The following is a 12,453-nucleotide window of genomic DNA, read 5'->3' as shown; positions in this document are numbered from 1 at the left end:
GCCGCCCCACCACCCCCCCCCCCCGTTGGGGGGGGCCCCCACCCGCCGCCGGCCGCCCAAAACCCCGGCGGGGGGGGCGGGTCCCCCCCCCCCCCCCCCGCTTCCGTTCACCGATGAGTTCCGGACCCGGCCGGGGTCTTCCCCATGTGGATGCCACGATGCCGACCGTTCTCGTCGTCGCCGGCCGGGTGACCCCTGCCGACGTCCCCCTCCTGTGCGCGCGGCTGGACGAGCTGCTGTGCGACGCGGTCGCCACCGAGGTGCTGTGCGACGTCGCCCGGCTCACCGATCCCGACCTCACCGCCGTCGAGGCGCTGGCCCGCCTCCGGCTCACCGCCCGCCGATCCGGCTGCCGCCTGCGGCTGCGGGGCGCCGGCCCGGACCTGTTGGCGCTGCTGCGCCTGGTCGGGCTCGGCGCGTACGAAGAACACCCCCACGCGCCTACCGGACAGTAGCCCTTTCGACGCGATCACCCGATGGGTGGTTTCCGGACACGGGCGCAATGGCCTTTCCCAGCATGTGAAGCCCCCCGGAACTCCTTTCCCGTGCGCGGCTCCAAATGGCCGAACGGGCGCGTTCATGCGCGATTTTCCCACTGTCTGTCTGACAAAGTTCACTTCTGCTTTTGTCGCCCAGTCGGAAAGCCGAAATACGCGGTTGCTTTCTCGGTCAGTTCTACGGTCCACGTATGAAGAGAGCCGCCCGTGCCGCAACAGAGTTGGATTGAGCCGAGCCAACTGACGGTATTTCATCTCGTTCAGCCGGTGGAAGGGGGAGTCGCGCGCGTTGTCACCGATCTCGTCAGAGCGCAGACGGCCGAAGGGCTGCGCGCCGTCGTCGCCTGTCCGCCGGACGGCACCCTGGCGTCCGAGGCCGCCGCGGCGGGGGCGCGCGTACACGCCTGGCCCGCCGAACGCGCTCCCGGTCCGGCCCTGGCCGGCGAGGTCGTGACCGCCGCCCGGCTCATCCGCCGCAGCCGCCCCCACGTCGTGCACGCCCACAGCGCCAAGGCCGGGCTCGCCGGCCGGCTGGCCCTGCGCGGACGCGTGCCGACCGTCTTCCAGCCGCACGCCTGGTCCTTCGAGGCGGTACGGGGCCGGGAGGCCGCCCTCGCCCGCACCTGGGAGCGGTACGGGGCCCGCTGGGCCGCCAGGACCCTGTGCGTGAGCGAGAGCGAGCGCCGGACGGGGGAGGAGGCCGGCATCGCCGCCCGCTGGTCGGTGATCCGCAACGGCGTGGACCTGCGCCACTTCCGCCCCGACGACGGGGCGAGCCGGGCCCCGGCCCGCGCCGCGCTGCCCCTGCTCTCCGGCCTGCGCGCCGGAGCTCCCCTGGTGGTCTGCGTCGGCCGCCTGTGCCGCCAGAAGGGCCAGGACGTCCTGCTGCGGGCCTGGCGGGACGTGCCGGCGTCCGGCGCCCGGCTGGTCCTGGTGGGCGACGGCCCCGACCGCGAGCGGCTGGAGGCGGACGCCCCGCCCGGCGTGCTCTTCGCGGGCGCGAGCCGCGACACCCGGTCGTGGTTCCACGCCGCCGACGTCGTCGTCCTCCCGTCCCGCTGGGAGGGCATGGCCCTGGCCCCGCTCGAAGCCATGGCCTGCGGCAGGCCCGTCGTACTGACCGACGTCAGCGGCGCCCGGGAGAGCCTGCCGCCCGGCCAGGAGGCGCACTGCCTCGTACCGCCGGAGGACCCGGCCGCCCTCGCGGCCGCGCTCACCGCCCTGCTCACCGACCCCGGACTCCGCGCGGCCCTCGGCCGCGAGGCACAGACCCACACCCGGTCGGCCCGCGACGTGCGCACGACCGCCGCGGCCGTCTCCGACCTCTATCGGGAACTTCTCAGCCTGCACCGACCCATGACGAGGAAGCGCACCGAGCGATGACGACGGAGAGTGCATTCGCCCAGACCACGGCCGTGGCGCCGGCCGCCACGACGGTCCGCCCGCCGAGGAGCGCCACCGGCCGCCGCCCCGTGCCCCTCGCCCCCCGGAGCATCCGCCGCAGCGGGCCCGTCGCCGGACCGCTCGCGGCCGACGCACTGGCCGTGGCGCTCACCCTGGCGCTGACGCCGTGGCCGGCCGTGGTGCTCGCCCCCCTCGCGGCGCTCATGCTGGCCCTGCACACCTGCCGGGGCCTCTACCGCCCCCGCCTGTCCCCGTCGGCGCTCGCCGAGATCCCCCCGCTGCTGCTCCTCGCGCTGATCCAGTGGTACGCCACCGCGGAAGCCCTCACCGCGTACGCCCCGCGGCACGCGCTGCCCTGGAGCACCCTCGCCCTCGCCGTCGCCGCCCAGACGCTCCTGAGCTGCGCCGCCCGCGCCGCCGTCTACCGGATCCGCCGCCGGACGGCGGCCCGCCGCCCGCAGTCGGCGCTGATCGTGGGCCGGGGACCGGTCGCCCACCAGATCGCGGCGGCCCTGCACACGAGGGCCGAGTACGGACTGCGCCCGGTGGGCAGGGTCGACGAGGCCCACACGGAAGCCGGCACGGACACCCTGCCGGTGCTGACGACGCCGGAGGACGTGTCCCGCGCGGTCATCCAGAACTCCGTACGCCACGCCGTCTTCACCCACGCGCCCGAACAGCTCCCCGACGCCCGGCTCGTCGCCCTCCTCACCGAGCACGACTGCCGCCTGTGGCAGGTCGAGGGCCGCGCGCCCACGAAGGACCCGGACCACCTCTGGGGATTCGCCGTACGCCCCCTGCACAGCGGCAGACCCCTGTCCCGGGCGGCCAAACGGGCCATGGACGCCCTGGTGGCAGCGGTGGCGCTGGTGGCCGCCGCGCCGGTGATGGCCGTGTGCGCCCTGGCCGTACGCCTCTCCGACGGCCCCGGCGTGATCTTCCGCCAGGAGCGCATCGGCCGCGACGGCCGCCCCTTCACGCTCCTCAAGTTCCGTACGCTCCGCCCGGCCGACGAGCACGAGTCCGCCACGCGCTGGAGCGTCGCCACGGACCACCGCATGAGTCCGACCGGCAACATCCTGCGCCGCACGTCCCTCGACGAGCTGCCCCAGCTCTGGAACGTCCTGCGCGGCGACATGAGCCTGGTGGGGCCCCGCCCCGAACGCCCGTACTTCGTCACCAAGTTCAGCCGCGCCTACCCCGGCTACCAGGCCCGCCACCGGATGCCCGTGGGCATCACCGGCCTGGCGCAGGTCAACGGCCTGCGCGGCGACACCTCGATCGAGGACCGCGCCCGCTTCGACAACCACTACATCGAGACCTGGTCGCTCTGGCAGGACGTGTGCATCCTCACGCGCACCGCCGCTTCCCTGTTCCGGCTCGGAGGCAGCTGAGCATGACCCTCCTGTGGGCGACCGCGGCCCCCCGCGTCCGCCTCCCCCTCCTCCCGCTGATCGCCACGGTGCTGCTGCTGGCGGTGCCCGTCCAGGCGGCGGCGGCCGGACCGTCGGCCAACATCACGCCGGCCGACATCGCGTCCTGCGCCCTGGTGGCCGTCGCCCTGGCCGGAGCACTGCGGCGACGCCCCCTCACCCCCGTCGCCGCGCTGGTCCTCGGCCTGCCCGCCGTCGGCATCGCCGTGGCTACGGCGACCGCCACGGACCCGACCGCCGCGCTCACCGGCTTCGTCCGCTACCTCCAGGTCTTCGTCCTGGTCCCGGCGGCGGTGGTCCTCCTCCTGCGCACGCCCCACCACTTCCGCGTCGTCACCGGCGCCCTGATCGTCCTCGCGCTGGCCCAGGGCGCGATCGGTGTCCACCAGTACGCGACCGGCACCGGCGCGTCGTACATGGGCGAGGACATCAGAGCGGTGGGCACCTTCGGCCCGACCGACGTCATGGGGATGGCCACGGTCGTCTCCTACGGCCTGCTGGCGACCCTGGCCCTGGCCCTGCGCACGCCGAAGACCGCGCCGCCCTGGGTACGCCCCTGCGCGATCGCGGCCTCGGCGGCGCTGACCGTCCCGCTCGCCGTGTCCTTCAGCCGAGGGGCGTGGATCGCCACGGCCGTCGCAGCCGTGGCGATGATCCTCCTCACCGGCCCGCGCCAGGCGGCCAAGGCGCTGGCCGCACTGACGGCGGCCGGTGTCGTGCTGGTGGGCGGTTTCGGCGTCGGCTCACAGATGATCTCCGAACGCCTCACCAGCATCACCGAGGTGACGAAGACCCCCGACCGCTCGGTCAACGACCGGTACACGATGTGGGCCGCCGCCGCGAGCATGTGGCAGGACGACCCCGCCACCGGCGTGGGCCTCAAGGGCTTCCCCGTCCACCGCGACGGCCACGCGTCGATCGGCCTCTCCTCGGGAAGCGACACGGCGGGAGCCGGCCAGACGTTCCACAAGCAGCCCCTGCTCTCACCGCACAACATGTACCTCCTGGTCCTCAGCGAACAGGGCCTGATCGGCCTGACGGCCTTCGTGGGCACCTGGGCGGCGGTCCTGACGGCGTCCCTGCGCCGACTGCGAAGGGCCCACCCCGCCGCGGACTGCGGCCTGGCGGCCGTCGGCCTGGCGGTCTACCAGACGGTCGACTTCCTGTACGCCGACATCGGCGGCCCCTCGACGGTCCTCACCGGCGTAATCCTGGGCCTGGCGGCCTGGTGGGCCCTGTCCCCCGAGGCACAGCGATGACAGACACCCCCGTACAAGAACCCCCCAGGACCACCCCGCACAGCACCCCAGCGCAAGGGGCCGAGCAGCCCCCGCACGCCACCACAGGTGCAGGGCTCCAGCCGCCCCCGCGCACCGCCACAGCGCCAGGGGCCGAGCAGCCCTCGCGGACCGCCACAGCGCCAGGGGTGCAGCAACCCCCCGCGTCACCTGCCACGGTGGCGGGAGGGGACGTGCCGGGGCGCTCCCCGCAGGGTGTCGAACGCAACCACCCCGAAGACCGCACCACCCCGCACGTTCGGCGCCCGAGGAGACGCCCCGGCGCGGCACCGACCCCAGGGCCCCCGGCACCGCACACCACCACGGCGCCAGGGGTTGAGCACCCCCCGGCCCTCCACGCCACGGCGTCGACCCCGCCCCCCCCGGCCCCCCACGCCACGGCGACGACCCCGCACCCCCCGGAAGCATCCGCACCCCCCGGACTGGGCCGCTTCCTGGCGAGGGCCGCCGCCGTAACCGCCGCGCTGACCGCAGCCGGGGCACTCCTGGGCCTGCTCCGGGACCAGACCATCGCCCACCTCTTCGGCGCGAGCGTGGAGAGCGACGCCTTCCTTATCGCCTGGACCGTCCCGGAAATGGCGTCCACCTTGCTGATCGAGGACGCCATGGCGCTCCTCCTGGTCCCCGCCTTCAGCCACGCCCTGGCCCGCCGGGCCGCCCAGCGCACCCAGGACCCGACCCTCTCGCACGACGCCGTACGCGCCCTGGTCCTCGCCACGCTTCCCCGGCTCTGCGCGGCGCTGGCCTGCACGGCCGTGCTGCTGATCCTGGGCGCGCCCTGGCTGGTGCGCCTGCTGGCCCCCGGCTTCGGCGACCCGGAACTGGCCATCGAGTGCACCCGCCTGACGGCCGTCACCGTACTGACCTTCGGCATCACCGGATACTTCAGCGCAGCCCTGCGCGCGCACGGACGCTTCCTGCTGCCGGCCGGCGTCTACGCGGCGTACAACGTCGGGATCATCGTCACGACGCTGACCCTGTACGACCTCTGGGGCGTCAGGGCGGCAGCGGCGGGGGTGGCGGCGGGCAGCGTCCTGATGATCCTGACCCAGCTCCCCACCTTCCTGCACCTGACAAAACAAAACCCCACCCGCACCCCACCCACCCGCACCGACACCCCCACCCCCCACACCAGCACACCCCTGACCCACCTGCTCCCCATGGCGGTCCTGGCCCCCGTGGTGCTCTTCGCGGTGGGCCGCCAGGCCCAGGTACTGGTCGAGCGCTTCCTCGCGTCACCGCTCCCCGGCGGAGCCATCTCGCACCTGAACTACGCGCAGAAGGTCGCGCAGATGCCGATGGTGCTGTCCCTCATGATCTGCACGGTGACGTACCCGGTGGTCGCCCGCGCGATGGCGGAGGGGGACGAGGAGGGAGCCCGCCGCAGGGTCGAGAGGGACCTGGCCCTGGCCGGGACGGTCGTACTCCTCGGCACCGCGATGGTCCTCGGCTACGCGCCGCAGATCATCGAAGTCCTCTTCGAGCGCGGCGCGTTCGACGCGCGGGACACCGCCACCACGTCGACCGTCATGCGCGTGTACGCGATGGGCCTCCTGGGCCACTGCCTGGTGGGTGCCCTGAGCCGCCCGTTCTTCTCCGCGGGGCGCCCCACCTGGTACCCGGCCGCCGCGATGGCCGCCGGCCTGGCGGTCACCACCGCGGCGGGCGCGGCGGCGGTGGGGAGCTTCGGCGTGTACGGCATCGCGGCGGCGAACGCCGTCGGCATCAGTACGACGGCCCTGCTCCTCCTCGGCGGCCTCGGATCGCGCGTGGTCCCCATCCGCGTCCGGACGGTCGCCGCCGCCCTGGCCCGTCTGACCGTCGCCGCCGCCGCGGCCGCCGCCGCCGGATGGGCGGCGGCGCCGGTGACGCCGGGCGGCCCCCTGCTGAGCGTGGCCGCCGGCTGCGTGCTCGTTCCCGCCGTCTTCGTTCTCTCCGGGCTCGCGGTACGAGCCCCGGAGGTCGTCCACCTGCTGGCCCTCACCCAACAGAGGTTCCGTCATGGCCGCTGAAACGGCGACCCGCAACTCCGCACTCGCCGACCACGCACTCTCCGAGCACGCCCGGTCCGAGCACCCCCTGTCCAGACGCCCCCCGTCGGGTCCGCACGCCCCGCCGTGGATCTGGATGTACCACTCGGTGGCAGACCCGGCGGACGACCCGTACGGCATCACCGTCGCCCCCGACCGGCTCGACCGGCACCTGCGGTGGCTGCGCGGCCGCGGACTGACCGGAGTGGACGTCGGCACGCTGCTGCGGGCCCACGCGGCGGGCCGCGCCACCGGCCTGGTCGGCCTGACGTTCGACGACGGCTACGCCGACTTCCTGCACGCGGCCCTGCCGGTACTGCGCCGCCACGGCTGCTCCGCCACGGTGTTCGTCCTGCCCGGCCGGTGCGGCGGCTCCAACGAGTGGGACCCGCTCGGCCCGCGCAAGCCCCTGCTCACCCGGGACGAGATCGCCGAAGCGGCGCGGGCGGGCATGCACGTCGGCTCGCACGGCCTGTACCACCGGCGCCTGACGGACCTCTCCGACGACGAGCTGCGCCGCGAGACGCAGGAGAGCCGGGAACTGATCGGCGAGATCACCGGAACCGCCCCGGACAGCTTCTGCTACCCGTACGGCACGATCGACCCCAGGGCGGTCCGCTCGGTCGAGGCCGCCGGCTACGCCCACGGTTTCGCCATCGCTCCTGGCCCCCTGTTCGGCCCGTACGCCCTGCCGCGCACCCACGTCAGCCACGCCGACGGGGAGCTGCGCCTGTGGGCGAAACGCGCACGGCACCGGTTCGCCCGCCACGGCGCCGCCCGATGAGGGCGCTGCACGTCATCACCGGCCTCGGCGTCGGGGGAGCCGAGCAGCAACTGCGCCTGCTGCTGCGGCACCTGCCGGTGTCCTGCGACGTGGTCACGCTCACGAACCCCGGTCCGGTGGCCGAGGGGCTGCGGGCGGACGGCGTGCGCGTCACGCACCTGGGGATGGGCGGCAACCGGGACCTCAAGGCGCTGCCCGCCCTGACGCGGCTCGTCCGCAGCGGCGGGTACGACCTCGTCCACACGCATCTGTACCGCGCCTGCGTGTACGGGCGAATCGCCGCCCGGCTCGCGGGAGTCGGGGCCACGGTCGCCACGGAGCACTCGCTGGGGAAGACGGAGATCGAGGGCCGTCCGCTCACCCGCGGGGCCCGCGCGCTGTACCTGGCGACCGAACGCCTCGGTTCGGCGACCGTGGCCGTGTCCACGACGGTGGCCGGGCGGCTGCGCGACTGGGGCGTGCCGGCCGCGCGCATCCACGTCGTCCCCAACGGCATCGACGCCGCGCGGTTCCGCTACGACGCCGCGGTGCGCGCCGCGACCCGTGCGCGGCTCGGCATCCCCGCCGACGCCTTCGTGGTGGGCGGGGTGGGCCGGGTCGTGCCGGGGAAGCGGTTCGACGTACTGGTCCGCGCGGTGGCGGCGCTGCCCGGCGCGTGGCTCCTGCTGGCGGGCGACGGCCCCGAGACGGACGCCCTGCGCACGCTGACGGCCCGTCTGGGCGCGACGGACCGCATCCGCTTCCTGGGCGAATGCGCCCCCGACACCCAGGAAACCCACCGCGCCCCGGACGCCCTTATCACCCAGGAAACCCACCGCGCCCCAGGCGCCCGGCGCACCCCGGCCACTCAGCCGGCCCCCACCACACCGGCCACCCTCATGACCACACCCGCCACTCCGGTCACATCCACCGTGCCCACCACACCCGCCGTGCCAGCCACTTGCGCCACGTCTGCCACACCTGACACGCGCATCACTCCCGGCCTCACCCCCACCCCCGTCCCAGCCCTCCTCTCCGCCATGGACGTCTTCGTGTCGACGTCACGGGAGGAGGCCTTCGGCCTGGCCGTGGTCGAGGCCCTGGCCGCCGGGCTGCCCGTACTCCACCGCACCTGCCCCGCCATCGACGACCTGCCGCCGGGCCACGCACCCGGCGCCCGGCGCATCAGCGGCAGCGTCGGTGAACTGACGGCGGCCCTGCGGCAGCGCATGGAGGGCGGAGTGCGCCGCCTGCCCCCGCCGCCCGCCGTCGGCCACTACGACATCGCACGCAGCAGCGCCCGCCTCATGGACGTGTACGAACGCGCCCTCGCCTCAGCTCCCCCGACCAGGAGAGAAGCCAACCGATGACCGATTCCCCCGACCAGCGGCAGGACCAGCTGCCCCCCGCCGCCCCCGGCCGCCTCACCCGGCTCCTCGCACAGACCGCGCGGAAGGCGAAAGCGACCCGCGTCCCGGCCTGGTGGCCGGTGCCGGTGTGCGCCCTTCTCGGCACGCTGTGCGGAGTGTCGTACGGGGTCCTCAAGACGCCGCAGTACACCGCCACCAGTTACGTCGTGGCCGTCCCCGGCAAGGGCACGGAGCCGACCGCCGCGCTCGGCTACGCCCAGGCGTACGGCCGGATCACCACCAGCGACTCCACCCTCGCGTACGCGCGCGTCGCGGCGGGGGTGCCGCCGCAGGCGCTCCGTACCCAGGTCAGTACCGAGACGTCGCCCGACTCGCCGATGATCGCGATCACCGGCACCGCCACGAAGCCGGCCGTCGCCGCCGACATCGCGAACGCGGTGGCGGAAGCGGTGCAGGTCAGCAGTAACCACGTCGCGAAGAACACCGGCGTCAAGCTGATCGTCTTCTCGCAGGCGATCGCCCCGGCCGAGCCGGCCTCCCCGTCCGCCGGTATCAGCGCCGCCGTGGGCGGCTGCACCGGCGGTCTCCTCGGCGGCCTGGCGTTCCTCGTACGCCCCCACCGCGCCCGCAGGACCCCGTCGGCGTCGGTGCCCGCCCCGTCCACCGCCCCCACCGGGGCGAGCGCCGACGCGCCGGCGAACGGCGGGAAGCCCGCCGCCGCGAAGGCGAACACCAAGGCGAAGGCGAACGCCCGGTCCAAGGCGAACGCCGCAGCCGACGCCGAGCGGGAGCTCGTGTGATGGCCGGCCGCGGCCTCACCGCCACCCTGTGCCGGGACCCCGCCCGGTTCGCACGGCTCCAGCCCGAGTGGGACGCCCTGCACCGGCGCTGCGCCGCGTCCACCCCGTTCCAGAGCCACGCCTGGCTGCACTCCTGGTGGCTGTCGTACGGCACGAGGGGCCGTCTGCGCGTCGTACTGGCCCGCCGCGACGGCCGGCTCGTCGGCGCCGCGCCGCTGATGCTCGTGCACCGCCCGATGCCGCTGCTCGTGCCCCTCGGCGGCGCGATCTCCGACTTCGCCGACGTCCTGGTCGACGACGAGGAGACGCCCGGCGCCCTCACCGCGCTCGAACGCGGCCTCGACCGCGCCGCCCGCCAGGCGGTGATCGACCTGCGCGAGGTGCGGCCCGGCGCGGCGGCCGAGCAGCTGTACGAGAGGTGGACCGGCGCCCGGGCCCGCCTCACGGACTCGACGTGCATGGAACTCCCGGCCGAACCGATCGACGGCCTGGTCGGACGGATGCCGAGCAGCAGGGCCCAGCGCGTGCGGGCCAAGCTGCGCAAGATCGACGCGCTGGGCGTCGAGGCCCGTGTGGTGAGCGAGCCGGAGGTGCCCGCGGCCGTCGGCCGCCTGCTGCGCCTGCACGAGGAGCAGTGGCGCGGCCGGGGTGTCAACGTCGAGCACCTCAGGCCCCGCTTCGCCGCACACCTGGTGCGCGCCGGGCAGCGGATGCTGCGGGACGGCGACGCCGCGCTCACCGAGTTCCGGCTGGGCGGCGAGGTGGTGGCGGTGAGCATGACGCTCCAGTCCGGCCTGCTGTCGGGCGGCTACCTGTACGGGGCCGACCCGGCGCTGCGGGACAGGAAGGTCGACGTGACGACGATGCTGCTGCGCCACGAGGCGCAGCTGGCGGCGGACTCGGGCCGCGCGGTGCTGAGCCTGCTGCGCGGCTCGGAGGCGTACAAGAACCACTGGCGTCCGGCGGCGGTCACCAACCAGCGCCTGCTGCTGGCCCGGTCCCCCCTGGAGCCCCTGCTGCGCGTGCGCGAGTCTCAGGTGACCATGCGGGACCGGGCCGCCGGGACCGTCACCGCCCGCTTCCCGGCGGCGCGCGACTGGCGCGACCGGGTGAACAACTGGCGGGCGGAGGGGGTCAGGACTTCCAGCGCTCAGGGAGGCGGGGCCGCACGCACACCGTGAAGTCGCGCATCCACTGGTTGATCCATTCGCCCATGCTCATCGGCACGCACCAGGCGTCGGAGTGGGTGCCCTCCTGGTCGCCCGGCCGCCGGGGCGGCTCCGTCGGCGTCGGCCTGTCCGGCCTGCCCTCGCCGGGCTTCGGCGCGGACGGCGAGGGCGCGGGCGCCTGGGGCGGCGCCGGCGGGGCGGACGGGGGAGCGGAGGGCGGCGTCTGCGTCACGGGCGGCGACTGCCACCCGGACAGCCGGGAGCGGAAGACCTCCGACGACTCGGGGTTCTCCTCGCACTGCCACACGCCGTGCGGGCAGTAGTCGGTGATGGTCTGGTACAGCGGCTTGTGCCGGGCCATCCAGTCGAGCATCCCCTCCATGTACGCGGGGTTGTCGCCGTTGCGGAACAGGCCCCACTCCGGGTACGAGATCGCCTTGCCGTGCTCGGCGGCGAAGTCGACCTGCGCCTGGAGTCCGTACGGGTCCGACACCTGCTGCTCGAACGTGTCGCCGGGCGGCTGGTCGTAGGAGTCCATGCCGATGATGTCGACGACGTCGTCGCCCGGGTAGCACTCGGTCCACGGAATGGCGTCGATGCCGCGGTTCGGCGCGAAGTCGAACCGGAGCTGCTGGCCGGGCACCGAACGCATCGCCGCGACGACGCGGTTCCAGTACGCCTTCCAGGCGCCGGGGTCGGGAGCGCAGCGGTGCGAGTACGTCGTCCCGTTCATCTCCCAACCGAGGACGATCACGGTGTCCGGCACACCCGACTTCACCAGGTTGGAGGCCAGCTTCCGGTAGTGGCGGTCGAAGCGACCCCGGGCGCCTTCCCGCAGCAGGTCGCGGACCTCGTCGTCGTCGAGGCGCTCCTCGTTCCGTTCCATCATGGGCACGTTGAGCACGAACATCCGGTCCGGCGCACCGCGCCGCCACTCGGCCCAGGGGCGCAGGAACTCGGGGCGGCCCTCGATGTTCCGCCACATGTCACCCGGCAGGTACGTGTGACCGACCGACAGCTCCGCACCGCCCAGCCACTCCGAGAGTTCGCTCATCCGCCGCACACCGTCGGGCCCGTAGTCGAGATAGGCGCCGATGGCGGGGAACTGCTCCCGGGGCGTGTCGTCGTCCCCGGCCGGGGCGGGCGACGGCCCCCCGGAGGGCCCCCCGTCCTCGGCCGGGAGCGGAGACGGCGCCCCGGACGGAGTCGCGTCCGTGGCCGGGGAAGGGGTTTCGGCCGGGGAGGGGACGGCGACCGGGGACGGGTCGGCGGCGGGCGAAGCTCCCGCCGTGCCACCCGCGAGAACACCACCGGCGACGACGAGACCCATGGCAACCGTCCCGACGCAGGTGCCTGTGAGACGGCGCCTCTTGGACATGACTCCTCCTACGATCGTCGTTCGTGCCGACGCGTCCGACAGTAGGCAGAAAGTCGTACTAATGGGCTGTCCGCATGCTCGTCACTGGGCCATTGGCGAAACGCCGCCCGCTGAAAACGGCCACTCGGGTGAATTCGGCGAGTTCACCGCGGAGTGACGCGGACCGCCCCCGTTCGTGAAACGGGGTCGCACCGGAGCGGTCCTCCCCGGCCCTGGGGGGCCGGGGCCGCCCGGCCCCGGGGCCCCCCCCGCCACCGGCCCCCCCCCCGCCCCCGCGAGTGCGGTGCAAAACCCAAAAACACCCCGCCCCC

At 74.5% G+C, this 12,453-nt stretch carries 10 protein-coding genes; 9 read left to right on the top strand and 1 reads right to left on the bottom strand.

Annotation, left to right across the window (positions count from 1 at the left end):
- Positions 1 to 158: 158 nt before the first annotated feature.
- The 9 genes from ACWGH0_RS11040 to ACWGH0_RS11000 all read left to right on the top strand — a co-directional run bounded on the left by ACWGH0_RS11040 (position 159) and on the right by ACWGH0_RS11000 (position 10,776).
- The gene (locus tag ACWGH0_RS11040; protein WP_453403859.1) at positions 159 to 455 is read left to right on the top strand and encodes an STAS domain-containing protein; all 297 of its coding nucleotides are present in this window, start codon (positions 159 to 161) and stop codon (positions 453 to 455) included.
- A 309-nt stretch (positions 456 to 764) separates the two neighbouring features.
- Positions 765 to 1,880 (top strand): glycosyltransferase, encoded by a 1,116-nt coding sequence (locus tag ACWGH0_RS11035; RefSeq protein WP_453403858.1) that lies wholly within the window; start codon positions 765 to 767, stop codon positions 1,878 to 1,880.
- The gene (locus ACWGH0_RS11030) at positions 1,877 to 3,295 is read left to right on the top strand and encodes an exopolysaccharide biosynthesis polyprenyl glycosylphosphotransferase (protein WP_453403857.1); all 1,419 of its coding nucleotides are present in this window, start codon (positions 1,877 to 1,879) and stop codon (positions 3,293 to 3,295) included. The genes ACWGH0_RS11035 and ACWGH0_RS11030 overlap by 4 nt, the downstream gene beginning before the upstream one ends.
- A 2-nt stretch (positions 3,296 to 3,297) precedes the next feature.
- On the top strand, positions 3,298 to 4,593 hold the full coding sequence (locus ACWGH0_RS11025) for an O-antigen ligase family protein (RefSeq protein ID WP_453403856.1): 1,296 nt from the start codon (positions 3,298 to 3,300) through the stop codon (positions 4,591 to 4,593).
- A gap of 212 nt (positions 4,594 to 4,805) precedes the next feature.
- Complete coding sequence (locus ACWGH0_RS11020) at positions 4,806 to 6,644, top strand: lipid II flippase MurJ (RefSeq protein WP_453403855.1); 1,839 nt, start codon at positions 4,806 to 4,808, stop codon at positions 6,642 to 6,644.
- Positions 6,634 to 7,446, top strand: coding sequence for a polysaccharide deacetylase family protein (locus ACWGH0_RS11015; protein WP_453403854.1), 813 nt, complete (start codon positions 6,634 to 6,636; stop codon positions 7,444 to 7,446). Before ACWGH0_RS11020 ends, ACWGH0_RS11015 begins: the two co-directional genes overlap by 11 nt.
- A complete protein-coding gene (locus ACWGH0_RS11010) occupies positions 7,443 to 8,795 on the top strand; it encodes a glycosyltransferase (protein ID WP_453403853.1) in 1,353 nt (450 codons plus the stop codon). Before ACWGH0_RS11015 ends, ACWGH0_RS11010 begins: the two co-directional genes overlap by 4 nt.
- Complete coding sequence (locus tag ACWGH0_RS11005; RefSeq protein WP_453403852.1) at positions 8,792 to 9,595, top strand: lipopolysaccharide biosynthesis protein; 804 nt, start codon at positions 8,792 to 8,794, stop codon at positions 9,593 to 9,595. The genes ACWGH0_RS11010 and ACWGH0_RS11005 overlap by 4 nt, the downstream gene beginning before the upstream one ends.
- On the top strand, positions 9,595 to 10,776 hold the full coding sequence (locus tag ACWGH0_RS11000) for a GNAT family N-acetyltransferase (protein WP_453403851.1): 1,182 nt from the start codon (positions 9,595 to 9,597) through the stop codon (positions 10,774 to 10,776). The genes ACWGH0_RS11005 and ACWGH0_RS11000 overlap by 1 nt, the downstream gene beginning before the upstream one ends.
- Here the strand turns inward: ACWGH0_RS11000 and ACWGH0_RS10995 are convergent.
- A complete protein-coding gene (locus tag ACWGH0_RS10995) occupies positions 10,730 to 12,142 on the bottom strand; it encodes a glycosyl hydrolase (protein WP_453403850.1) in 1,413 nt (470 codons plus the stop codon). The two genes, ACWGH0_RS11000 and ACWGH0_RS10995, sit on opposite strands and share 47 nt — an antisense overlap.
- Positions 12,143 to 12,453: the final 311 nt, after the last annotated feature.

It is taken from the genome of Streptomyces sp. NPDC054887 (assembly GCF_053610585.1).
Note: the sequence above shows the minus strand (reverse complement) of the source record. Positions and strands in the feature narration are given on the sequence as shown.